This window comes from Aequorivita sp. IT1183, assembly GCF_058068265.1.
Genome location: NZ_JBYRHS010000007.1, coordinates 48,292 through 71,584 on the forward strand (window position 1 = coordinate 48,292; position 23,293 = coordinate 71,584).

23 protein-coding genes are annotated in these 23,293 nt (G+C 36.1%); 14 read left to right on the plus strand and 9 right to left on the minus strand.

Annotation, left to right across the window (positions count from 1 at the left end; translation table 11 throughout):
* Nucleotides 1–44 precede the first annotated feature (44 nt).
* A complete protein-coding gene (gene aroB, locus AC3RVF_RS14735; RefSeq protein ID WP_489690075.1) occupies nt 45–1,115 on the minus strand; it encodes a 3-dehydroquinate synthase in 1,071 nt (356 codons plus the stop codon).
* 70 nt (nt 1,116–1,185) lie between these two features.
* Here aroB and AC3RVF_RS14740 point away from each other — a divergent pair, with 70 nt between their 5' ends.
* Complete coding sequence (locus AC3RVF_RS14740) at nt 1,186–2,358, plus strand: proline dehydrogenase family protein (protein WP_489690074.1); 1,173 nt, start codon at nt 1,186–1,188, stop codon at nt 2,356–2,358.
* Nucleotides 2,359–2,370: 12 nt separating this feature from the next.
* Here AC3RVF_RS14740 and AC3RVF_RS14745 read toward each other — a convergent pair whose 3' ends face one another.
* The 7 genes from AC3RVF_RS14745 to porX form a co-directional block, all read right to left on the minus strand.
* On the minus strand, nt 2,371–2,748 hold the full coding sequence (locus AC3RVF_RS14745; protein ID WP_489690073.1) for a hypothetical protein: 378 nt from the start codon (nt 2,746–2,748) through the stop codon (nt 2,371–2,373).
* 97 nt (nt 2,749–2,845) lie between these two features.
* Nucleotides 2,846–4,045, minus strand: coding sequence for an alanine dehydrogenase (locus AC3RVF_RS14750; protein WP_489690072.1), 1,200 nt, complete (start codon nt 4,043–4,045; stop codon nt 2,846–2,848).
* A gap of 56 nt (nt 4,046–4,101) precedes the next feature.
* Nucleotides 4,102–4,545 (minus strand): hypothetical protein, encoded by a 444-nt coding sequence (locus AC3RVF_RS14755; protein WP_489693679.1) that lies wholly within the window; start codon nt 4,543–4,545, stop codon nt 4,102–4,104.
* 37 nt (nt 4,546–4,582) lie between these two features.
* A complete protein-coding gene (locus tag AC3RVF_RS14760) occupies nt 4,583–4,723 on the minus strand; it encodes a hypothetical protein (RefSeq protein WP_489690070.1) in 141 nt (46 codons plus the stop codon).
* 395 nt (nt 4,724–5,118) lie between these two features.
* The gene (locus AC3RVF_RS14765) at nt 5,119–5,631 is read right to left on the minus strand and encodes a hypothetical protein (protein WP_489690069.1); all 513 of its coding nucleotides are present in this window, start codon (nt 5,629–5,631) and stop codon (nt 5,119–5,121) included.
* Nucleotides 5,632–5,894: 263 nt separating this feature from the next.
* Nucleotides 5,895–6,344 (minus strand): tRNA (adenosine(37)-N6)-threonylcarbamoyltransferase complex ATPase subunit type 1 TsaE, encoded by a 450-nt coding sequence (gene tsaE, locus AC3RVF_RS14770; RefSeq protein WP_489690068.1) that lies wholly within the window; start codon nt 6,342–6,344, stop codon nt 5,895–5,897.
* A gap of 57 nt (nt 6,345–6,401) precedes the next feature.
* Nucleotides 6,402–7,952 carry a T9SS response regulator signal transducer PorX gene (gene porX / locus AC3RVF_RS14775; RefSeq protein ID WP_489690067.1) on the minus strand — a complete coding sequence of 517 codons (1,551 nt, stop codon included), beginning with the start codon at nt 7,950–7,952 and terminating at the stop codon, nt 6,402–6,404.
* A gap of 156 nt (nt 7,953–8,108) precedes the next feature.
* On the opposite strand from porX, the gene AC3RVF_RS14780 reads away from it, so the two are divergent.
* From AC3RVF_RS14780 to AC3RVF_RS14840, 13 genes are all read left to right on the plus strand, one after another.
* Nucleotides 8,109–9,353, plus strand: a complete 1,245-nt coding sequence (locus AC3RVF_RS14780; RefSeq protein ID WP_489690066.1) for an HD domain-containing protein — start codon at nt 8,109–8,111, stop codon at nt 9,351–9,353.
* A gap of 120 nt (nt 9,354–9,473) precedes the next feature.
* Nucleotides 9,474–10,499: a UDP-3-O-(3-hydroxymyristoyl)glucosamine N-acyltransferase gene (gene lpxD, locus AC3RVF_RS14785; RefSeq protein WP_489690065.1), complete on the plus strand. Its 1,026-nt coding sequence runs from the start codon at nt 9,474–9,476 to the stop codon at nt 10,497–10,499.
* Nucleotides 10,492–11,898: a bifunctional UDP-3-O-[3-hydroxymyristoyl] N-acetylglucosamine deacetylase/3-hydroxyacyl-ACP dehydratase gene (locus AC3RVF_RS14790; protein ID WP_489690064.1), complete on the plus strand. Its 1,407-nt coding sequence runs from the start codon at nt 10,492–10,494 to the stop codon at nt 11,896–11,898. The genes lpxD and AC3RVF_RS14790 overlap by 8 nt, the downstream gene beginning before the upstream one ends.
* A gap of 87 nt (nt 11,899–11,985) precedes the next feature.
* Entirely contained in the window at nt 11,986–12,771 is a 786-nt protein-coding gene (gene lpxA / locus AC3RVF_RS14795) for an acyl-ACP--UDP-N-acetylglucosamine O-acyltransferase (protein ID WP_489690063.1), read from the plus strand.
* A 75-nt stretch (nt 12,772–12,846) separates the two neighbouring features.
* Complete coding sequence (gene efp / locus AC3RVF_RS14800) at nt 12,847–13,413, plus strand: elongation factor P (protein WP_489690062.1); 567 nt, start codon at nt 12,847–12,849, stop codon at nt 13,411–13,413.
* Between the two features lie 72 nt (nt 13,414–13,485).
* Nucleotides 13,486–14,424, plus strand: coding sequence for a UDP-3-O-(3-hydroxymyristoyl)glucosamine N-acyltransferase (locus AC3RVF_RS14805; protein WP_489693680.1), 939 nt, complete (start codon nt 13,486–13,488; stop codon nt 14,422–14,424).
* Nucleotides 14,421–14,834, plus strand: coding sequence for a nuclear transport factor 2 family protein (locus AC3RVF_RS14810; protein ID WP_489690060.1), 414 nt, complete (start codon nt 14,421–14,423; stop codon nt 14,832–14,834). Before AC3RVF_RS14805 ends, AC3RVF_RS14810 begins: the two co-directional genes overlap by 4 nt.
* 111 nt (nt 14,835–14,945) lie before the next feature.
* Complete coding sequence (gene sucD / locus AC3RVF_RS14815; RefSeq protein WP_489690059.1) at nt 14,946–15,818, plus strand: succinate--CoA ligase subunit alpha; 873 nt, start codon at nt 14,946–14,948, stop codon at nt 15,816–15,818.
* A gap of 184 nt (nt 15,819–16,002) precedes the next feature.
* Nucleotides 16,003–16,749 (plus strand): 3-oxoacyl-[acyl-carrier-protein] reductase, encoded by a 747-nt coding sequence (fabG, locus tag AC3RVF_RS14820; RefSeq protein WP_489690058.1) that lies wholly within the window; start codon nt 16,003–16,005, stop codon nt 16,747–16,749.
* A 101-nt stretch (nt 16,750–16,850) separates the two neighbouring features.
* Nucleotides 16,851–18,884 (plus strand): vWA domain-containing protein, encoded by a 2,034-nt coding sequence (locus tag AC3RVF_RS14825; protein WP_489690057.1) that lies wholly within the window; start codon nt 16,851–16,853, stop codon nt 18,882–18,884.
* A 26-nt stretch (nt 18,885–18,910) separates the two neighbouring features.
* On the plus strand, nt 18,911–19,726 hold the full coding sequence (locus AC3RVF_RS14830) for a prohibitin family protein (protein ID WP_489690056.1): 816 nt from the start codon (nt 18,911–18,913) through the stop codon (nt 19,724–19,726).
* Between the two features lie 287 nt (nt 19,727–20,013).
* Nucleotides 20,014–20,757 carry a hypothetical protein gene (locus tag AC3RVF_RS14835; protein WP_489690054.1) on the plus strand — a complete coding sequence of 248 codons (744 nt, stop codon included), beginning with the start codon at nt 20,014–20,016 and terminating at the stop codon, nt 20,755–20,757.
* Nucleotides 20,758–20,909: 152 nt separating this feature from the next.
* Nucleotides 20,910–21,506, plus strand: coding sequence for a hypothetical protein (locus tag AC3RVF_RS14840; RefSeq protein ID WP_489690053.1), 597 nt, complete (start codon nt 20,910–20,912; stop codon nt 21,504–21,506).
* 50 nt (nt 21,507–21,556) lie between these two features.
* Here AC3RVF_RS14840 and AC3RVF_RS14845 read toward each other — a convergent pair whose 3' ends face one another.
* Nucleotides 21,557–23,287 (minus strand): sodium:solute symporter family protein, encoded by a 1,731-nt coding sequence (locus tag AC3RVF_RS14845; protein WP_489690052.1) that lies wholly within the window; start codon nt 23,285–23,287, stop codon nt 21,557–21,559.
* Between the last annotated feature and the right edge of the window lie 6 nt (nt 23,288–23,293).

Below are 23,293 nucleotides of genomic sequence, written 5' to 3' on the forward strand. Positions count from 1 at the left end.
ACTATTCAAAAATAGAAGAGATAAAAATATTTACAAGATTTTTTTTAGAAATTTTTATAATACGTAAAAGCGCTATAAATCAACTCGTTATCTACCTTGCAATTGGTTTTATGTTGCCCAATATCGTTCAATAGTACAAAGAGCACCTCTCCGTTACTGTTTTTCTTATCAAAAATCAGCAACTTTATAATTTCAGCAATGTCGTGCTGGGTAAATGTTTCCTTCGGAAAATACTTTAATATAGTCTCGGTTATTTCTTTCAGTCTTTCTTTTGGAAAGCCTATATTTTCTGCCGAAATATATGTGGCCAGAATTAAACCTACCGCTACGGCTTCTCCGTGAAGCAGTGCTTGTTTGTCGTGGTTTTCCAGAAAATAAGATTCTATTGCGTGACCTAGGGTATGGCCGTAATTTAATGTTTTCCTAATGTTTTTTTCAAATGGATCTTTGGTAACTATTTCCTTTTTTATTTCTACGGAATCCCAAATCAATTTTTCGAATTCAGTTTTGTTTTCAAAATCTACTTCTTTTATACGGTTCCAATATTCTTCACTATAAATTAGTCCGTGTTTTAACATTTCTGCAAGTCCAGAAATTTGCTCCTCGTATGGTAAAGTAATCAAGAATGTAGTGTCCAAAATAACCATTTCTGGTGGGTTTATAACACCTATTTGGTTTTTAAGGTGACCAAGGTCAACGCCGTTTTTGCCGCCCACAGAAGCATCCACCATCGCTAGTAGGGAAGTGGGAATATTTATAAAACGGAGTCCGCGTTTAAATGTTGATGCTACAAAACCGCCAAGATCGGTAACTACGCCACCGCCAAGGTTTATAATTATGCTATTACGGTCTGCACCTTTTTCAGAAAGCGTGTTCCAAACGTTTAAACATGTAGCAATATTTTTGTGCGCTTCGCCAATAGGAATCGTTATAATTTCAATGGGATTTTTAGCTGTATAATTTTTCAAAAAATGAGGCAAACATAGCTTCTCGGTATTCTGATCGACAATTAGGAAAACTTTAGCGTTTTCCTGTTCTTCAATATATGTTGTGAAAGCTTTCCAAGCTAGATTGTTGTAGTAAACTTGTCCTTTTTCCTTTAATTTAATTTCCATTAATTATTGATTTTTGTCGCATATTCAGAAGTCAAATCTAACTATATTTGTGCACTTTATAATAAATTTTATGATCTCAAATTCCCTATTCGATAATACTGAAACTGCTTTTCGTCTTAAGAGCGATTCTGAACTTGAAAGAGCCTATTTTCTATTTAAAATGATTTCCAAAGAACCTTTGGTGAAAATAGGAACAGCAGTTACAAAATTTGCACTAAACTTGAACCTTCCGGTGGAAGGACTTATCCGTGCAACGGTGTTCGACCATTTTTGCGGCGGCATAAGCGAAACTGATTGCATGTCTACAGTAGATAAGCTTTCTGATGTTGGTGTTAGTTCGGTTTTAGATTATTCGGTTGAAGGGAAGGAAGAAGATGCGCAATTTGATGCTACCGCCAGTAAAGTTATTGAGTTAACTAATTTTGCTGAAAATAAGAAGGCAATGCCTTTTTCGGTTTTTAAACCAACCGGTTTTGGCCGCTTTAAAATTTTACAAAAGGTAACAGAAAATGAACCATTAACAGCTGAAGAAAAGCTGCTGTGGGAAAAGCTGGAAGCACGTTACGACCGGGTGTCAAAAACAGCGCATGATTCTGGAATAAGTATTTTGATTGACGCAGAAGAGTCTTGGATGCAAGATGCCGCCGATGAGCTTTGCGAGCAAATGATGGAGAAATACAACAAAGAACGCGCTATTGTTTACAACACCTTGCAGTGCTATAGATGGGACCGTTTAGATTACCTTAAAAAGTTACATCAAAATGCAAAATTAAAAGGGTATAAGCTTGGTTTTAAAATTGTTCGTGGCGCTTATATGGAGAAGGAAAACGAGCGCGCTGCCGAAAATGGCTATAAAACTCCAATTTGTGAGAGCAAAAAAGCCACGGATGACAATTTCAATGAAGTTATGACGTATATAATGGACAACTTAGATGATATTGAGTTGTTTATCGGTACCCATAATGAGTTGAGCAATTACAAGGCAATGGAAATGATGGAAGAAAAAGGTATTTCAAAAAGCGATGAACGCATTTGGTTCGGACAACTTTTTGGAATGAGCGATCATATTACCTTTAATCTTGGCGAAGAAGGTTATAATGTGGCTAAATACATTCCCTTCGGACCTGTAAAAGATGTGATGCCTTATTTAATTCGCCGCGCTGAGGAAAATACTTCGGTAGCTGGGCAAACAAGTAGAGAACTTACACTTTTGAAAAAAGAACGAAAGCGAAGAAAATTATAGATTGCTAAAAAACTATTGCTTGCTAACTTTTGCGTTAAGCACAGTTGCAAGTTCTTCACAGTTCTCGATAGTTATCTTTAGGTTTTTTTCTGAAATTTCACCTTCAATTACATATTGCTTGCAAGAGTCTAGTTTTGTATTGCTTTCAGAAAAAAGCACATCGCCATCTCTTAAAAGTATTGAAACCGCCGAAGTATCCATCTGATTGTCTCTAAGTGTAAGCAGTGTTTTTTCGGAAAAAGCACGTTCTTTTAGGCGTATGTTTTTGAGCGTTCTAGATTCGGGACCGTATGCACAAGACGTTTTTTTTCCGCTAAGAATAAAAAATAAAAGTGCTATTCCTATACCAAAGCCACCAGAAAAATAAACTAATCTATAAGCTAATTTCATTTTTAAGAATTAGGGGATTTTTGTGAATTTGCAAAAATACAACATTCACCAACTTTTTGGATTGAAGTTGAAGTCTTTTATTCAATTCAAAATAGTTTTAAAAAATTATCAAGTTGATGTCGCTATATGGCATATCAAACCAATCTGCAACGGCCTTACTTGTTAAAATTCCGCGGTAAAAATACAAACCATTTTTTAAACCATTGTCAAAGCGGATGGCGTTTTCGAGTCCGCCGCCCTCTGCAATTTCTAAAATGTAGGGGGTGAATATGTTACTAATTGAAATAGACGCAGTTTTAGGATATCGAGCTGGTATATTTGGTACTCCGTAGTGAATTACGTCGTGTTTTATGCAAGTGGGATGATCGTGGCTAGTCATTTCGGTGGTTTCAAAACAACCGCCCATATCTACACAAACGTCAATAATTACAGCGCCTTTTTTCATGTTGCGCACCATTTCTTCAGTTACAATAATGGGGGCACGGTTATGTCCGCGTACTGCGCCAATTGCAACATCGCAACGGCGTAGTGCTTTCATCAGATTTTTGGGTTGCACTGTAGATGTGTATAAAATCCTTCCCACATTAGTTTGAATCGTTCTGAGCTTGGTAATGGAGCTGTCAAAAACTTTTACATTGGCGCCTAATCCTAAGGCCGATCTAACCGCAAATTCACCAACAGTGCCGGCACCAATTACAACAACTTCAATAGGAGGTACGCCACTTATATTTCCAAAAAGCAAACCGTTTCCTTTTTCTGCATTTACCATTAATTCTGCAGCAATTAGCACGGCTGCGGTACCTGCAAGTTCACTTAAGGCTTTAACGGCGGGGTAGCTATTATCTTCATCTTTTATGAATTCAAAAGCTAAGGCTGTTATTTTCTTTTTGGCGAGCGCTTCAAAATATGATTTCTGTCTCGTTTTTAATTGTAACGCTGAAATTAGTACAGTTTTTGGATTAATTAATTCCAATTCTTCCAGGGTGGGTGGTTCAACCTTTAAAACCATTGGGCATCCAAAAACCTTTTTTGTATCTGTGGTCATTTCGGCACCCGCTTCAGAATAATCATTATCTGAAAATCCAGCTTCTATACCGGCACCATTTTCTATAAGTACTCTGTGACCGTTATTTATTATTGCATTTACGGCATCTGGAGTTAAGCAAATTCGTTTTTCCTGAAAATAAGCTTCTTTAGGAATACCAATAAAGAGTTCTCCTTTTTCTCGGGAGATTTCAAGTGTTTCCTCCTGCGGAAGTAATTGTGCTCTTGTGAATGGTGATTTTGGTTTTGACATATTAATAACTTGGTGGTCTCAATTTACGGAATTATTATCAAAAATTTTAGAGCTGCTTAGCGGAAGAGATCTTTTATCTGTTGCCAAAAAGATTGTTTTTCCAAAAGGTCCTCCTCAAAGGTTTTTAAGTCGTTATGCCGCATCTGACTAAATAGCTTTGCTCTAATTAAATATACAAAGGGAATTACCACCATCATTATAGGGATGAGATAGTAAATTTCTACCTCATCAACATCCTCACTTTGTATTACAATATTAAATAATTGAAACACATACATTGCTAAAGGCACTAAAATAATCCAATGCCACCAATGCTTACATGTAAAAAACCAAAGTAATAATAATATTATAGGAATTAATTTACCAGTAATAAACCACGCATATTGATAAAATGAAGAGTATGGATATTGCGTAGATAATGAGAATAAAGGAGTTTCCCAAACTAGAGAATCTAGAGGGAAACTTTCATAGGCATAATAAATAAAAGGAGTACAGGCCATTATTAAAACAATGGCCCCTCCTTGTATAAGACTTTTTTTATCCGGCTGGTGGAACTTTAACTGTCGACGGGTCGATTTGTTGGGGGGTTTGTTCATCCTGAATTCCTTCTGGGGTGCAAGAAGCAAATAATCCTGTCGCAAATATTGCAGCTACAATAATAATCTTTAAGTTTTTCATAATAGTATGTTTTTGTGAGGTTAATAAGGGTCAAACTTACACTCAAAATATTTAAACTTACTAATTATGTTAATTGTATATTTACAGGTTATAATGCGTTGAACTCCTATAAAATACGATTAAAAGCAATATTTATTATTGATAATGTAACAATAGTTAATGTTGAAATCAATATTGTTTATCTGCAATTTTCTTAGACTTTTACTTTGCTAGGTTTTTTTAGGTTAATAAATAGGTTTTATATTATAGCTGTTTGTTCCGCTTTGTACGGAGCAAGTAGCTACATTTTGTATGCCTTCCTTGCAAGCTATTCAGTAAAGAATAAAAAATAAGGGAGCACCAAGGTACATATAAAAAAATTGAAAATTAACAAATGCCTGCCAGAGGACTGCAGTTTAGAAAAGATCTTTGAGCTGACCCCAAAAAGACTTTTTCTGGCCCAGTTCTTCCTCGAAGCTTTTCAAGTCCTTACCCATTAAATTGTTGGATAGCTGAGCTTTTATAAGATAAACTAAAGGAACTATTATAAGCATGATAGGGAAGAGCCACCATATTTCCACTTCATCGGTAATACGCACATCATCGTTGATGACACTGAATAATTGAAAAGCAAACATACCAATGGGAATTAGTATTACGTGGTACCACCAATGCTTACAAGTTATAAACCAAATAATTAAAAGTAGGAGCGGAACAAATTTACCCATCATAGTCCATACCGAAACATAAACTTCTTGGTACCAATTAGCTTCGTATGTAAACAAAAAAGTTTCCCACGATTTTGTTTGTGGGAAACTTTCATATGAATAAAAAATATAAGGTGATGCTGCTATTATAAGCGCAATAATACTACCCGTTACTAGGTACGATGATTTTGCTTTTTTCGATTTGTTGGGGGGTTTGTTCATCTTGGATGCTTTCTGGGGTACAAGAAGCAAATGTTCCTAATGAAAAAATTGTTGCGATTAATAAATACTTTAGAGTTTTCATAATATATAGTTTTTGTGAGGTTAATAACACTTCAAACCTACTATGAAAAAAAGAAATATTATTAATTATTTTTAATATATATTTATAAATTTTTTAAAATAGAAATCCTGCTTAAAAATTATTGCGATTTGGGGCAAGCAATTAAAAAGTAATTTATAGTTTTATATTTTTCGCTTCAATTTTATTTCACTGGCTTAATTTTTAAGGTTCTACTTCCGTTAGTGTTTATTTTAATATACAAGTTAGTGGCATCTTCAGGCAAAAGGGATTCAATTTTTTCTGGCCATTCAATCAAAACATAATTTCCACTGTATAAGTAATCTTCTAGACCGATGTCGTAGGCTTCGGTTATATTATTTATTCTATAGAAATCAAAGTGATATACTGGGCCTTCTTTGCCATCGTATTCATTTACAATCGAAAATGAAGGACTACTTGATGGCTGTAAAACTCCAAGTTGCTTAACTATTTCTTTTATCAACGTTGTTTTTCCAACTCCCATTTCACCATAAAATAAAAATATTTTGGAGGCTGAATGTTCTAAAAGGCTGGTTACAACGCCATTAATTTCGTCTTCGGTATAAGTTAATTCCATAATAATAGGAATGCGAAGATAGATAATTATCAACAATTACTGAAATTATCTAATAAATCCACAAAATGAACACTATAAGTCTTTTAAAAATAATTACTTAGGTATAAAAACGGAAAACGGAATTACCATTTCTTCTAAGGATACCCCACCGTGTTGATAAGTATTGCGGTAATAACTTACGTAATGGTTGTAATTATTAGGGTACGCGAAAAAGTAATCGCTTTTCGCAAAAATAAATGAACTGCTCATGTTAATTGTTGGTAACTGGATAGACTTTGGATCCTTTGCCGCCAAAACTTCTTTGTCCTCATAGGTTAAACTCTTACCTGTTTTATAACGAAGGTTAAGACTTGTATTCTTATCACCAATAACCTTTGACGGGTTTTTTACATTGATGGTTCCGTGATCTGTAGTTATTATTAATTTGAAGCCCAAACGTGCAGCTTGCTGAATAATTTCTAGCAGTGGCGAATTTTTAAACCAACTTTGAGTAAGAGATCGGTATGATTTATCGTTGGATGCTAATTCTTTAATAACCTCCATTTCAGTTTTGGAGTGAGAAAGCATATCTACAAAGTTGTAAACCACAACGGTTAAATCTTCATCTTTATGGCTTTTGAAATTTTCCACAAGTTTTTTACCCTGCTTTAAACTAGATATTTTGTGATAACTCCAGTTAAGCTTCATTCCAAGTCGCTTTAATTGTGCTTCAAAAAATTCTTGCTCTTTCATGTTTTTTCCGCCATCCTCGGTGTCATTCAACCAAAGATCCGGATGCAATTTTTCCATATCGCTCGGCATTAGACCAGAGAAAATTGCGTTTCGAGCATATTGTGTTGCTGTAGGCAGAATACTACAGAAAAGTTCTTCTTGAGTTTTTTTATAAATATTTGCAACCGTAGGTTCAAAAGCCTTCCATTGATCAAATCTTAAGTTGTCTACCACAACCAGTAGGGTTGGGGTGCCTTGTTTTAACTGTGGCTGAATCTTTTCTTTAAAGAGCGTGTGCGACATTATAGGCGCCTCGCTTGGATCTTCAAACCAACTTGGATAATTCTTATCAATAAACTTGCAAAACTGACTGTTAGCCTCTGTTTTTTGGGATTCCAGAATTTCGAACATTCCAGAATCTTCAATATCTTCCAGCTCTAATTCCCAATAAACCAATTTTGTGTAAAGGTCTTTCCATTCCTCAAAACTGTTTACCATGGAAAGATCCATCGCTATTTTTCTAAATTCTTGTTGATAATTGGAAGTTGTTTTCTCTGAAATCAATCTGCTGTGGTCCAAATTCTTTTTTAAACTCAACAGTATTTGATGCGGGTTTACAGGCTTTATTAGGTAATCTGCTATTTTTGAACCAATAGCTTCTTCCATTATATATTCCTCTTCACTTTTGGTAATCATAACCACTGGAATAGATGCTTGTAGCTCCTTTATTTCAGCAAGTGTCTCCAATCCGGTTAGTCCGGGCATATTTTCATCTAAAAAAACAATATCGAAATTCTCCTTCTTTATTTCTTCCAAAGCTTCCGAACCACTCTGTGCTGTAGTTACTTTATAATTTCTACTTTCAAGAAAAAGAATGTGTGGTTTAAGCAAATCAATTTCATCATCTACCCATAGTACTTTTATGTCGCTCATATATGTATATTTGTTGCTATACTCCGAAACTTTAGTGTTGGAGTATCGTTAATTTTTATTTTATAAATAATTCTGCACTGTTGCGAGGAATTCTCTTCAAAATTAAACCTGAATTATTCGAAACAATTTTTGAAGCTACTAATTTAAAGTTAAAGTTTGAAAACCCTTCCTAAGCACAAGATTATAAACGATCCTATCTATGGTTTTATTACCATACCCAGCAAACTGGTTTTTGATTTGATGGAGCATAAATACTTCCAAAGGCTGCGTCGTATTTCGCAAATGGGCTTTTCGTACATCGTTTATCCGGGCGCACATCACACTCGTTTTCATCATGCATTGGGCGCAATGTTCTTAATGCAAAAGGCTGTGCAGGTGCTTCAATATAAAGGTGTTGAGATTTCTAATGAAGAAGAAGAAGCGCTTTATGTTGCTATATTATTGCACGATATTGGCCACGGTCCGTTTTCGCATGCTATGGAAAATAGCATCGTAGAAAATATAAGTCACGAGCAAATTTCACTGCTTTTTATGGAGGCTTTAAACCAGAAGTTTAACAAGCAATTAACGCTTGCAATAAAACTATTTAAGGACGAACTGCCACGTAAATTTCTACATCAGTTAGTTTCAGGACAGTTGGATATGGACCGATTAGATTACCTAAAACGCGACAGTTTTTACACTGGCGTGCCAGAAGGCACCGTTAACGCGCAGCGTCTAATTGCAATGCTGAATGTAAAAAATGATAAACTTGTAGTAGAGGAGAAAGGCATTTATTCCGTTGAAAATTTTCTAGTTGCCCGCCGATTAATGTATTGGCAAGTGTATCTTCACAAAACAGGTATTGTTGCAGAGCAACTTTTGGTTCGTGTTTTAAAACGCGCAAAGCAACTTTCTGCGCAGGGAGTGGATCTGCCTGCAAGTAATGCGTTAAAGTTTTTTCTGAATAATACTATTAGTTTAAATGATTTTAGTGAAGAAGTACTCGATACCTTTTCAAAATTAGACGATTACGATATAATTTCAGCAATGAAAATATGGGTTGGCAGCGATGATTTTGTTTTAAAAAATCTTTCAAAAATGCTTCTCAACAGAGATTTGTTGAAGGTAAAAGTAAAATCGCAACCTTTTCCAATTCAGAAAGTAAACGAAAAACGCAAGCAGGTAATGGAGACTTTTAATATTTCAGAAGAAGAGGCATCTTTCTTCGTATTTACTGGAAAGCTTGAAAACCAGGCTTACAGTATGGAAAAAGACACTATAAATTTATTAAAGAAAAACGGTAAAATTATAGAGGTTGCAAGAGCGAGCGATCAGCTTAATTTGGAGGCACTTTCCAAATCTGTAGTTAAATACTATATGTGCTATCCAAAAAACAATATAGATAGCTATCGAGGCTAAATCCTTTTTTTCTATTTTTGCAGGAATGAAAATTAACGACCCAAAATTAATTCATTTTAAAAACACTATTTTGCGGTCGCAATTAATATGTCCATCAGTTATTATAAACCAAACCGCTCAATGATATTTACAGCAGCCCAAATAGCAGGAATCCTGAATGGCACCGTAGATGGCGATGAAGGCGCAGAGGTTTCACAACTTGCAAAAATAGAAGAGGGCAGTAAAGGGACACTAACATTTTTGTCCAACCCTAAATATACCCCATACATATATTCCACTCAGGCTTCAATTACCATTGTTAATAAGGATTTTGTCGCAGAGCACGATTTTGAAACTACTTTAATACGAGTAGATAATGCGTATAACGCGTTTTCACAACTCTTGGAATATTACAATCAAGTAAAAATGAATAAAACTGGAATTGAACAACCGGTTTTTGTTTCTGAAAGTGCCAAGTACGGTGAAAATATGTATTTAGGCGCTTTTTCATATATAGGCGAAAATGTAATAATTGGCGATAATGTGAAGATTTATCCAAGCGTTTATATAGGCGATAATGTTACTATTGGCGACGATACCATTCTTTTTACTGGAGCCAAAATATATTCCGAAACAATAATTGGAAAATCTTGTGTTATAAACAGCGGTGTTGTAATTGGCGCCGATGGTTTTGGTTTTACGCCTAATGAAAGAGGTGAGTATAATAAAGTACCGCAAATTGGTAATGTAATTATTGAAGATAATGTAGATGTAGGTCCAGGCACTACTATAGATCGTGCTACTTTGGGCTCAACTGTAATAAAAAGAGGTGTGAAATTGGATAATCAAATTCAGATTGCCCATAATGTTATAATTGGTGAAAACACAGTTATTGCTGCGCAAACAGGAGTTGCTGGTTCAACTAAAATTGGAAAAAACTGTATGATTGGCGGACAAGTAGGGATTGCTGGTCATATTGTAATTGGCGATAATGTAAAAATACAAGCACAAAGTGGAATAGGAAGAAGCGTGAAAGACAATGAAACACTTCAAGGTTCCCCCGCTTTAAGTTATAGTGATTTTAATAAAAGTTATGTATATTTTAAAAACCTGCCCAAAATAATGGAAAGGTTCAATGTAGTTGAAAAAAAGCTAGATAATGAATGAATGTTTGGTAAAACAGCGCACCATTGGTAAGGAAATTTCCCTTACAGGAGTAGGCTTGCATACGGGCAAAGAGGTTACAATAACCTTCAAGCCAGCCCCAGAAAATCACGGATATAAATTTGTGAGAATCGATTTAGAAGGAAGCCCAGTAATTGAGGCAGACGCCAACTATGTGGTAAATACCCAACGCGGTACAAACCTAGAAAAACAAGGAGTTAAAATACAAACTTCTGAACACGTGCTCGCAGCATTAGTAGGTCTCGAAGTAGATAATTGTATAATGGAGCTCAATGCTTCCGAACCACCAATAATGGATGGCTCTTCAAAGTTTTTTGTTGAAGCCATAGAAACTGCTGGTCTAGTTACGCAAAATGCAGATAGAGTAGAATATGTTGTAAAAGAAGTTATTTCGTATTTAGACGAAGAAACTGGAAGTGAAATAATAGTAATGCCTTCAGATGAATACCAAGTTACTACTATGGTCGACTTCGGCACCAAGGTTTTAGGCACTCAGAATGCTTCGCTAAAACATATTTCAGATTTTAAAGATGAAATTGCAAACGCGAGAACCTTTAGCTTTCTTCATGAAATTGAAATGTTATTGGAGCATGGCCTAATAAAAGGCGGTGATTTAAATAACGCTATAGTTTACGTAGATAAAGAACTTTCCCAAAGCACAATGGAAAAGCTTAGCACAGCTTTCGGAAAAGATTCTATTTCAGTTAAACCAAATGGAATTTTAGATAATTTAACGCTTCATTATCCAAACGAAGCCGCAAGGCATAAGCTTTTGGACGTAATTGGCGATTTGGCTTTGGTGGGAACACGCATTCGCGGAAAAGTAATTGCGAACAAACCAGGACATTTCGTAAATACCCAGTTTGCTAAAAAACTGTCGAAGATTATTAAAATGGAAGCGCGGAATAACATTCCCACTTTCGATATTAATAAACCGCCAGTTAAAGATGTAAATCAGATAATGGCAATGCTTCCGCATAGGCCTCCGTTTTTGTTGGTAGACAAGATTATGGAAATGACTGAAAATAGTGTCGTAGGACTTAAAAACGTTACGATGAACGAACCGTTTTTCGTTGGTCATTTTCCTGGAGCACCAGTAATGCCCGGCGTTTTAATAGTTGAAGCAATGGCGCAAACAGGTGGTATTCTTGCATTGAGTACCGTTCCCGATCCTGAAAATTACTTGACGTACTTTATGAAAATAAACAACGTTAAGTTCAAGCAACAAGTAAATCCAGGGGATACCCTTATTTTTAAACTGGAATTAATGTCACCCATCCGTCGCGGAATCGTTCATATGAGCGGTAATGCATATGCAAACGGTAAACTGGTAACAGAAGCCGAATTGATGGCCCAGATGGTAAAAACAAAAAACTTATAATTCAATAGCTTGCGTGTTAAGATCAGTATAAAAATATAAGCTGATTACGCAAAATCATTTACCTATTAGAAACAATAAACAAGAGAAATGAACCAACCACTTGCATACGTCCATCCGGGCGCTAAAATAGCTAAAAATGTTGTGATTGAGCCTTTTACAACCATTCACAACAATGTTGTTATTGGAGAAGGAACTTGGATAGGCAGCAATGTAACCATCATGGAAGGTGCTCGCATCGGTAAAAATTGTAATATTTTTCCGGGAGCCGTGATTTCTGCAATTCCGCAGGATCTGAAATTTAAAGATGAAGACACCACAGCCGAAATTGGCGACGGAACAACCATTCGAGAATATGTAACTATAAATCGAGGAACCGTTGACCGTGGAAAAACCGTTATTGGAAAAAATTGTTGGATTATGGCTTATTGCCATATTGCCCACGATTGTATAGTTGGCGATAATTGCATCTTTAGCAATAACAGTACGCTGGCTGGACACGTAACCGTTGGTGACTACGTAATTTTGGCAGGGATGACCGCTGTACACCAATTTTGTATGATTGGAAATCACGCGTTCGTTACTGGAGGTTCCTTGGTAAGAAAAGACGTTCCTCCATTTGTAAAGGCCGCTCGCGAGCCGCTTAGCTATGTTGGAATTAACTCTATTGGCCTAAGAAGAAGAGGTTTTACTTCACTTAAAATTAGCGAGGTACAGAATATTTACAGATTACTGTATCAAAAAAATTACAATACCACACAAGCAACGGAAATCATTGAGGCTGAAATGGAAGCTACTCCGGAACGCGATGAAATCCTTCAGTTTATCAAAAATTCCAAAAGAGGAATTATGAAAGGCTATTTCAATTCAAATTAAGTTTAAATTTTTAATGGTTGATTGAAAAACAATTAACAGATAACTTTTAACATATACCCGCCTGCGGGCAATACTATGGCAACATCATCAGATATTAGAAAAGGACTTTGTATCCGCTATAACAACGACATTTATAAAATTACTGAATTCCTTCACGTAAAACCTGGGAAGGGACCTGCATTTGTACGTACCAAAATGAAAAGCGTAACCACGGGTAAAACTCTGGACAATACTTTTTCAGCGGGGCATAAAATTGACGATGTCCGTGTAGAAACTCACAAATTTCAATATTTATACAATGAAGGCGAAATGTATCATTTTATGAATACTGAGGATTATGCTCAAATTCAGCTAATGAAGGATATTCTTGACACTCCTGAATTGATGAAAGAAGGTGAAGTAGTAACCGTACTTATCAATACTGAAGACAATGCGCCACTTTCTGTTGAAATGCCGGCTCACGTTGTTTTGGAAGTTACTTCAACTGAACCAGGCGTAAAAGGAAACACAGCTACAAACGCTACAAAGCCCGCAATTGTTGAAACTGGAGCAGAGATTAATGTTCCTCTTTTCATCAATGAAGGGGATAAAATTAGAATTGACACCGAAAAAGGTCAGTATCAGGAACGTATGAAAGAATAGTAATTGCTTAGCCGTTTTCGGTAAGTTACTATTTTAAATTATTCAGTATTCAATAAACATTAAACATTCATTTTGAAATTCTCAACTCCCCAGACTCTTGAAAATATAGCTGTCATAATCGGATCCGATTACGTTGGGGAGCCTAGTTTCCCTATTTTCGGGATGAACGAAATACACGTTGTTCAGCCGGGAGATATTGTGTTTGTTGACCATCCTAAATATTACGATAAAGCGCTAGAGTCGCAAGCAACCGTAATACTTATCAATAAAAAAGTTGATTGCCCCGTGGGGAAAGCATTATTGATTTCTGAAGATCCCTTTCGCGATTTCAATAAACTAATACAGTACTTTAAACCTTTTCAAAGTGCTAATAGCTCAATTTCTGAGTCTGCAGAAATAGGCGAAGGCACCATTATTCAGCCCAATGTTTTTGTGGGTAATAATGTGAAAATTGGCAGGAATTGTTTAATCTATTCAAACGTTTGCATTTACGATAATACGGTAATCGGCAATAACGTAACTATTCACGCTGGTACCGTTTTGGGTGGCGACGCTTTTTACTATAAAAATCGCCCTGAAAAATTTGATAAACTTTTAAGTGGTGGCAATGTTGTTATAGAAGACAATGTTGATCTTGGAGCGCTATGCACTATAGATAAAGGCGTAACAGCTTCAACTACTATTAAAGAAGGTTCAAAGTTAGATAATCAAGTTCAAGTTGGGCACGATACCGTAATCGGCAAAAGATGCTTAATTGCTTCACAAGTAGGTATTGCAGGCTGCGTAATTATTGAAGATTTTGTAACTATTTGGGGACAAGTGGGAATAACCAGCGGTATCACCATCGGTGAAAAAGCTGTTATTTCGGCACAAAGCGGGGTGAGCAAATCACTTCCTGGGCATAAGTCTTATTTCGGATCGCCCGCAGATGAATTTAGAAAAAAATACAAGGAAATAGCTTCAATCAAGCTTATTCCAGAAATTATAGAAAAATTGGATAAATTATCATGAGTAGAACAGCAAAAGAAGTAGTTAGAGACTTTTACAGGTCTGATATTTTAAGAGACGAAACAGTATTGGAGCGTTTTTTCCATCCTGAATTGGTTCTTATCTGGAATAGTGCTAATGGTCTTAACATTATGTATTATGATGATATTGTAAAATTCTTTGATGAAGTGCGTCGCAACTACAATGATTTAAGAGTTGAGATAAGCCATATCCTTGAAGATGATAACAATGTTACTGTTCGGTATAAATACTATATCCGCACAATGGAAAATGAAGATGAAGAATTGGGTATAGCCCATTTTATTGCAATCTGGGAAGTTAAAGACGATAAAATCTACAGAGGTTATCAAGTTAGCCAGCCGGTTACTGATAATGACGATACAAACGAAAGCTATCACAGAGTTAAAGTGTAATATCTTTTAAAACCCTTGTCAAAAGCTGTATCTTTGCGGCAATTCTAAAGAAAAAATAATTGCATTCCTTTTGAATAATAAATATAAATAATCAATAGAAAATACTTAAAAATGAGCGTTTTAGTAAATAAAAATTCAAAAATAATTGTTCAAGGCTTCACAGGAAGTGAAGGTACTTTTCACGCCGAACAAATGATTGAGTACGGAACTAATGTAGTAGGAGGGGTTACTCCCGGAAAAGGTGGACAAAAACATCTTGACAGACCCGTTTTCAACACGGTTTCTGAAGCAGTGAAAGAAACAGGCGCAGATACCAGTATTATTTTTGTGCCACCAGCATTTGCTGCAGACGCAATCATGGAAGCTGCAGACGCAGGTATAAAAGTAATTATCACAATTACCGAAGGTATTCCAGTAAAGGATATGATTATCGCTTCGGATTATATAAAAGACAGAGATTGCCGTCTTATTGGCCCTAACTGTCCAGGAGTTATTACTCCGGGTGAAGCTAAGGTTGGTATTATGCCAGGTTTCGTTTTCAAAAAAGGAACTGTAGGGATTGTTTCAAAATCTGGAACACTTACTTATGAAGCAGCAGATCAAGTTGTAAAACAAGGTCTTGGTATTACTACTGCAATTGGTATTGGTGGAGATCCAATTATTGGAACTTCAACAAAAGAAGCATTAGAAATGTTGATTATGGATCCAGAAAGTGAAGCTGTAGTTATGATTGGCGAAATTGGTGGTCAATTAGAAATTGATGCTGCTAACTGGTACAAAAATAGCGGTATCAAAAAACCAGTAATTGGTTTTATCGCTGGTGAAACTGCACCTGCAGGCCGTACAATGGGTCACGCTGGCGCAATTGTTGGCGGAAGCGAAGACACAGCACAAGCAAAGAAAAAAGTAATGCGCGAGTGCGGTATTCACGTTGTTGAATCTCCAGCTGAAATTGGAAAGAAAGTAAAAGAAATATTGGGATAAGCCTTAACTAATATACAAAAAAAGCTCTGTGAAATTCACAGGGCTTTTTTTATGGAGAACCCGCAACCTTTTGTTATATTTGAATCGCCGCCTTTTTTGCGGTTTTCCTGCAAGGTGTCCCCCGCTTTTTTGCGGGGTACCTTGTAGGTATTTAAATTTGACCAATTAAAAAATTGACTTTAATATGAAATTATTAGAAGGAAAAACAGCAATCATCACCGGCGGAAGCCGCGGAATAGGAAAAGGAATTGTTGAAATATTTGCACAACACGGCGCTAATGTAGCTTTTACATATAGCTCTTCGGCGGAAGCTGCAAACGCTTTGGCGGACGAAGTTTCAAAAACAGGCGTAAAAGCAAAAGCATATAAAAGTGACGCAGCTTCTTTTGACGAATCACAAAAATTAGCGGAGGAAGTTATGAAAGACTTCGGAAGTATTGATATTCTCGTAAACAACGCCGGAATAACTAAAGACAATCTGTTGATGCGTATTTCCGAAGACGATTTCGACAAAGTAATAGAGGTAAACCTCAAGTCGGTTTTCAATATGACCAAGGCAGTGCAGCGTACCATGCTTAAGCAACGCAAAGGCTCAATAATTAATATGAGTTCTATTGTGGGCGTAACAGGCAACGCAGGACAAACCAATTATGCAGCTTCAAAGGCTGGTATTATTGGTTTTTCAAAATCGGTGGCTTTAGAATTAGGCTCACGAAACATTCGTTGCAACGTAATTGCACCCGGATTTATCGAAACTGAAATGACAGGTAAACTAGACCAAGATACTGTACAAAGCTGGCGTGACGGTATTCCGTTAAAACGCGGCGGAACTCCCGAAGATATTGCAAACGCTTGTGTTTTCCTTGCTAGCGATTTATCTGCTTATGTTACAGGGCAAGTGTTGCACGTTGATGGAGGAATGCATACTTAAAAAGTGTTCAGTGATCAGTGTTCAGTAACAGTATGCAGTAATGTGAAATTGTACTGAATTAAACCTGCAACCTAAACCAACCACAAATCATAACCTTATAATTGACTACAGAAACCATTCTTTATGTAATTCTCGCCGGAGTACTATCAGCTGCTCTGGCGGTTTTTATGTATGGCTATAGGTCTAAACAAAAAGGCTCTCTACAATGGATTTTGGGTGGATTGCGATTTGTAACGATATTTTCTATTCTGCTTTTACTTATCAATCCAAAATTTAAAAGCGAAACTTATACCATTGAAAAGCCGAAACTGCCTGTTTTAATTGACAATTCAGCCTCAATAGGGGAGTTGAACGAAACAGAAAATGTTTCCCAATTACTTCAAAAACTAAAAGCGAATAGTGAGCTAAACGATAAATTTGATGTTTCATATTATTCCTTCGGAAGTGATTTCCGCGAAAGCGATTCCCTTCCTTTTAATGAAAAGAACACCAATATTTCCAAAGCGCTTTCTTCCGTAAACGAACTTTTCAAAAGTCAAACTGCGCCAACAATTTTAATTACCGATGGTAACCAAACCCTTGGCTCAGATTACGAATTTTCTTCAGCAAATTTCAAAAATGAAATCTACCCAGTAATTCTGGGGGATTCAATAAAATACACCGACCTAAAAATTGAGCAGTTAAACACCAATAGGTACGCTTTTCTAAAAAACCAATTTCCTGTTGAAGTTATTTTAAATTATAGCGGCACAAACCCCGTAAACTCTGAATTTGTCGTTACTCAAGGTGCAGCAACTGTTTACCGAACAAATGTTTCATTTTCTGAAAATGAATCTTCAAAAACTTTAAATTTTACGCTTTCGGCAAATTCCGTCGGACTTCAAAAGTATACCGCGCAAATACTTCCGCTCGCGGATGAAAAAAACAAAACAAACAATAGTAAGCAGTTCGCCGTTGAAGTAATAGATCAGGCAACAAATGTGTTGGTAGTTAGCAAAATTAGCCACCCAGATTTGGGCGCCCTTAAAAAAGCGATAATCACAAACGAACGACGCACCATTACTTTTAAAAGTCCTGCGGAAGCTGCCAGCCTTTTAAACGATTTTCAACTTGTAATTCTGTATCAGCCCGACAGAAGTTTTGCTTCGGTTTTTGCAGAAATCGAAAAGGCCAATAAAAACACTTGGATAATTTCAGGATTGCATACAGATTGGTATTTTGTGAACGGGGCACAAGATAATTTCAACAAAGAAGCTTCCAATCAAAGCGACGATATTCAAGCTGAATTGAATAGTAATTACGGCACTTTTGCGGTAGAAGATATTGGTTTTAATAATTTCCCGCCACTGCATACGGAATTTGGCGCCTTGACTATTACTGTTCCCAACGAAATTATGCTGGAACAGACCGTAAGTGGCATTGCGAATGGCAATCCGCTGCTTGCTACCATGGAAATAAACGGCAAACGAGACGCAATCTGGGATGGTGAAGGCTTTTGGCGATGGCGAGCCCGTAGTTTTCTGGAAACAGAAAGCTTCCAAAGTTTCGACGATTTTATAGGAAATCTTGTTCAGTATTTAGCTTCAAATAAACGCCGAAGTAGGCTGGAGGTTTCTTCGGAAACATTCTATTACAATAACAATCCAATAAAAATTTCCGCCCAGTATTTCGACAAAAATTATGTTTTCGACAATCGCGCTTCGCTAAACATTACAGTAAAAAATACGGAAACCGATAAGCAAACAGTTTTTCCTATGCTTTTGCGAAACAATTATTACGAAGTAGACTTAAACAATCTTCCGGCAGGGGAATATAATTACACGGTTTCAGTTTTAAATGAAGCTGTTTCAAGCAGTGGTAATTTCACTATTTTGGAATTTAATGTGGAACAACAATTCCTTAACGCCGATGTATCGAAGCTTCGCAGACTTGCAAAAAATACAGACGGAATAGCTTATTTTTCAACACAAAGCGATTCATTAATTAATGCATTAGTTACAAATACTAACTACCAAAACGTTGAAAGAAGCGAACAAAAAGTAGTACCTTTGCTGGATTGGAAATATCTCCTCTTGCTTATCGTTCTTGCCCTCGCTGCAGAATGGTTTATCAGAAAATATAACGGACTCATCTAATAATTAATTAATAGAAAAAGTATACAATGGAAAAATTACCCAAACTCACAATACCCGTAATCGTAGGAGTTATTTTGCTGATTATTTTAGTAGCAAAATCTTCTGTAACTATTAGCTCTGGACACGCCGGAGTGCTTTATGAAACTTTTGGCAACGGTGTGGTAACTGACGAACCACCACTAGGCGAAGGTTTTCATATTATCGCTCCTTGGAACAGAGTTACAGTTTACGAAGTACGTCAACAGGAACTAAGCGAGAAGATGCAAGTGCTATCTTCTAACGGACTTGAAATAAAGCTTGATGCCTCTGCTTGGTATCAGCCAATTGCGACTGATGTTGCAAAACTTCACCAAGAGAAAGGTGAAAACTATTTACAGCGTGTTATTCAACCCGCAATACGTAGTGCCGCAAGAAGCGTTGTTGGGCGTTATACGCCAGAACAACTTTATTCTACTAAGCGTGATGCTATACAAACAGAGATTTTTGAGGAAACGAAAAAAATCTTGGACAAACAATATATTCAGTTGAATGAAATATTGGTTCGCGATGTAACATTGCCGGCAGCCATTAAGGACGCTATCGAACGCAAACTCCGCCAAGAGCAGGAATCATTGGAATATGAATTCCGATTGGAAAAAGCTACTAAAGAAGCGCAGAAAGTGCGAATTGAAGCCCAAGGTAAAGCAGATGCGAATGCTATTTTGAGCGCGTCTCTTACAGATAAAGTGCTACAGGATAAAGGTATTGATGCAACGTTAGAGCTATCAAAATCACCCAATTCTAAAGTAATCGTAATTGGTTCAGGCGACAGCGGAATGCCCCTAATTTTAGGGAATAACTAACCCCACTGTCTGGTCGAGCGCAGGCGAGACCCACTATATATAATTTTAAAACCCTCCTTGATGGAGGGTTTTTTTATGGGAAATATTTTGTTGGGTTTAAAATGGTTTTTATACGTCGCCGCTTTAAACCTTCCTATTATTTGATTATTGTTTTCTTTTTCTATATTTGAGATTAATTGATGTGGAAAAGCGCGGAGTGAATTGGCGTATATATACATGTTGCCCACAATTTGAAAAAACTACTAACCATAACATTTTTAACCCTGATTTTATCTTCTTGCGGGAATTTGGAAGTAGATAAACTGATTGCAGAATTTGAGGCAAAAGAAAATTATCGGATTTGGACAACGGAAAAATCCTTGACAAAAAAAGATTCTGTTTATCGTGAGCGAAAATCATTTAAAAGTTACGATTCGAAAAACCGATTAATTAATTATAATAACATTCAGTTTTACATCTACTACTATAACGAAAATCGGATTGAAAAAACCGAATCAATCGATAAAAGTAGAAATGGAACAGCCAAACTCAACACACAAAATTATATATACGATAGAAATGGCTTATTAAAATACATCATTGAGAAACGTGAAAAAATAGACACACTTCAATCATATAAATATAATTCGGAAAAAAATCTAATTGAAACTAAAACTAACTTTAGAACTATCACACAAGAATTTGAAAACGGAATCATTAAAAAGAGAATGGTTGCGGAACGAAATACGGAACCTAAAATCTCTGAATTTCAATACGATTCTATAAATCGACCAATAATTGAAAATTGGGTTTTTAGTGGAAATCATAGAATGAAAACAAAGTTTGAGTATAACGACAAAGGCAAACTCTATATAAAAATAGACAGTTCTTTAAACCAAGGAACAAACCCAAACGAATTTGTTGAGTTTATGAACGAATATAAATATGATAAAAATGATTCGATTGTTGAGATAATAGAACTAGGAAGAATATTGAGCGAATCTGATTTTAAAGTGCGTGGAAAGATAATTTTTGAAAGAGAGAGCGAATAAAAACTGTGGCAACATGGTGTATAAGCTATGGCTTGGTCGATCTTTACATGGAAAATCCTTCGGATTTTCCAAAGCCAGTTCTTATTTGTAGAGGTTCTTGCCGAGAAACCTTACAGCGCATATACATCTAAATTAGGAAATAACAAGAAAAATTGAGATTAGAACAAGATCATAGAGGAGAGAAAAGAATATTTCTCATTCAAGAAAATGGATTAAAGATTTCTGAGCATAGTTCATTTGGAAATAGCAATCGAATTATTCCATTTGAAAATATAACGAATGAGTTCGTTGCATTAAAGTTTAATCCCATTCATTATTTATTAATTATTGTTCTTTTTGTTTTAATAATATTTTCTTTTTTAGTTCTAAAAATATACGACATAGAAAGCTTGGAAAAAATATACGGAGCAATACTAATATTTCTTTTTGGTGGAGCTTTTGGAGTTTTTAATTTCAAAATGGCATCTACCGTTCTAAGGTGTACCGACTATGAAGGAATTGAATTTTATAAAAATGATCCTTCAAAAAAAGAAATGGATTCATTTATTCAAGAATTATTCAAACGAAGGAATAAATACTTAGCAAAAAGATTTGAAAAAGTGAATCCGAATTTGAATTATGAATTTCAGTATGCAATGTTTTATCACTTACACTCATTGGAAATAATTAACGTTGACAAATTTGATAAGCTGATTTCTGAGCTTGACAGAGTATTTGTTGAGCATAGCATACCATTTAGTGAAAATTAATCCTGCGTATTAAGTAGAACTGATATAAAACAATTTAAAGCCTTTTGACCTTACAACTGCGTCTTCTGAAACGATTTTATAATCACTAATCCGCAAATAACAGCTACAGCCGTTAATATAGACGCCAAAATATTGTTGCTGTAAATAAAATTTCCGATGGCAAACAAAGAGCAATAAACACCAACTACACCAGCAAAGAACCCGAGAATCTTCATTCCAAAACCTTTAAACTTAGATTCATTTCCAAAGATCAGGCTATTAAAACTGTTCAGCGTTTCTGCTTTTGACGGTTTAGTCATTAATGTTACAAGTACCCACCCAATTGTAGTTACCACAACTCCCACAACCAATTGCCAGTGACCAGCCATTTCTACCATTGGTGTATCCATTTTTCCATTTATAAAGAAGAAGGCAGCAATTACAAAAGAAATTAACATCGCAGCAATTTCACTGTATGGGTTTATTCTGCTCCAAAACCAGCGTAGAATAAAGAGTAAGCCGGTACCGGCTCCAATAGAAAGTAGCAGATTAAAACCATCGCGTGCTTCTTCTAAAACCAGGGCCAGCAAAGCCGCAAAAATCATCATTACAACGGTCGAAATTCTTCCAACTGTTACTTGTTCTTTATCTGTGGCACCTTTCCGAAGAAACCGAACATAAAAGTCATTCACTACATAGGAGCTTCCCCAGTTTAAATGCGTTGAAATTGTACTCATAAACGCAGCTATTAGGGATGTAATTACAATTCCCAGCAATCCAGCTGGTAAAAATGTTAGCATTGCAGGATACGATAAATCGTTTTTCACAAAAGCAGGATTCAAATTAGGAAAAGCTGCTTGTAAACTTTCAAGATTTGGAAATATAATAATAGATGCCAATCCAATTATTATCCAAGGCCACGGTCTAAGTGCATAATGTGCAAAATTGAAAAATAGTGTTGCATAGGTAGCGTGTTTTTCATCTTTTGCGGCTAACATTCTTTGCGCAATATAACCTCCACCACCGGGTTCTGCGCCGGGATACCAAACGCTCCACCATTGCACCGCAAGTGGAACAATGAGCAACGGAATTAATAATTCAGGTTTTGAAAAGTCGGGAAGCATTGCTGTTTTTGCAGCAACAGCAGGGGTGGAGAGGAGTTTTTCAATTCCTCCAATTTCAGGCATGTTTACAATATAAATAGTTGCCCAAATACTTCCCACCATCGCAATAATGAATTGTACAAAGTCTGTTAATAATACCCCTTTTAAACCACCAAAAGCTGAGTAAATAACTACTACGGGCGAAGCAATTAACAATACTTGATAAGATGATAGTCCAAACATTACGTGACCAATTTTAATTGCGGCCAAGCAAACATTTGCCATAATTATTATATTGAAAAATACGCCCAGATAAATAGCGCGAAAGCCTCTTAAAAATGCAGCACTTTTACCGCTATAGCGTAATTCATAAAACTCTAAATCTGTTGTTATACCACTTTTTCGCCATAATTTGGCATAGAAAAATACGGTCAACATACCCGTTAATAGAAAACTCCACCAAATCCAGTTTCCAAAAACGCCATCTTCTCTAATAACGCCAGCAACAAAGTTAGGCGTATCGGCCGCAAATGTTGTAGCTACCATACTTACCCCCAGCAACCACCAAGGCATATTTCTACCAGAGAGAAAAAAGGATTTTGAGTCTTTCCCAGATTGTTTTGCTACAATCAAACCAATTGCAATAAAAATTATAAAAAATGAAATAATAATTATCCAGTCGAGGGTGGCTAAATGCATAAGATG

What these genes read in the sequence shown, in the direction of transcription:
- AC3RVF_RS14750 (WP_489690072.1), bottom strand. Translation starts at nt 4,045, where the DNA reads ATGTCAAAACCAAAATCACCATTCACAAGAGCACAATTACTTCCGCAG.
- porX (WP_489690067.1), bottom strand. Translation starts at nt 7,952, where the DNA reads ATGAGCGACATAAAAGTACTATGGGTAGATGATGAAATTGATTTGCTT.
- AC3RVF_RS14765 (WP_489690069.1), bottom strand. Translation starts at nt 5,631, where the DNA reads ATGAACAAACCCCCCAACAAATCGAAAAAAGCAAAATCATCGTACCTA.
- efp (WP_489690062.1), top strand. Translation starts at nt 12,847, where the DNA reads ATGGCAACATCATCAGATATTAGAAAAGGACTTTGTATCCGCTATAAC.
- lpxA (WP_489690063.1), top strand. Translation starts at nt 11,986, where the DNA reads ATGAACCAACCACTTGCATACGTCCATCCGGGCGCTAAAATAGCTAAA.
- sucD (WP_489690059.1), top strand. Translation starts at nt 14,946, where the DNA reads ATGAGCGTTTTAGTAAATAAAAATTCAAAAATAATTGTTCAAGGCTTC.
- AC3RVF_RS14755 (WP_489693679.1), bottom strand. Translation starts at nt 4,545, where the DNA reads ATGGCCTGTACTCCTTTTATTTATTATGCCTATGAAAGTTTCCCTCTA.
- AC3RVF_RS14745 (WP_489690073.1), bottom strand. Translation starts at nt 2,748, where the DNA reads ATGAAATTAGCTTATAGATTAGTTTATTTTTCTGGTGGCTTTGGTATA.
- lpxD (WP_489690065.1), top strand. Translation starts at nt 9,474, where the DNA reads ATGATATTTACAGCAGCCCAAATAGCAGGAATCCTGAATGGCACCGTA.
- AC3RVF_RS14845 (WP_489690052.1), bottom strand. Translation starts at nt 23,287, where the DNA reads ATGCATTTAGCCACCCTCGACTGGATAATTATTATTTCATTTTTTATA.
- AC3RVF_RS14810 (WP_489690060.1), top strand. Translation starts at nt 14,421, where the DNA reads ATGAGTAGAACAGCAAAAGAAGTAGTTAGAGACTTTTACAGGTCTGAT.
- fabG (WP_489690058.1), top strand. Translation starts at nt 16,003, where the DNA reads ATGAAATTATTAGAAGGAAAAACAGCAATCATCACCGGCGGAAGCCGC.
- AC3RVF_RS14740 (WP_489690074.1), top strand. Translation starts at nt 1,186, where the DNA reads ATGATCTCAAATTCCCTATTCGATAATACTGAAACTGCTTTTCGTCTT.
- AC3RVF_RS14760 (WP_489690070.1), bottom strand. Translation starts at nt 4,723, where the DNA reads ATGAAAAACTTAAAGATTATTATTGTAGCTGCAATATTTGCGACAGGA.
- AC3RVF_RS14790 (WP_489690064.1), top strand. Translation starts at nt 10,492, where the DNA reads ATGAATGAATGTTTGGTAAAACAGCGCACCATTGGTAAGGAAATTTCC.
- aroB (WP_489690075.1), bottom strand. Translation starts at nt 1,115, where the DNA reads ATGGAAATTAAATTAAAGGAAAAAGGACAAGTTTACTACAACAATCTA.
- AC3RVF_RS14830 (WP_489690056.1), top strand. Translation starts at nt 18,911, where the DNA reads ATGGAAAAATTACCCAAACTCACAATACCCGTAATCGTAGGAGTTATT.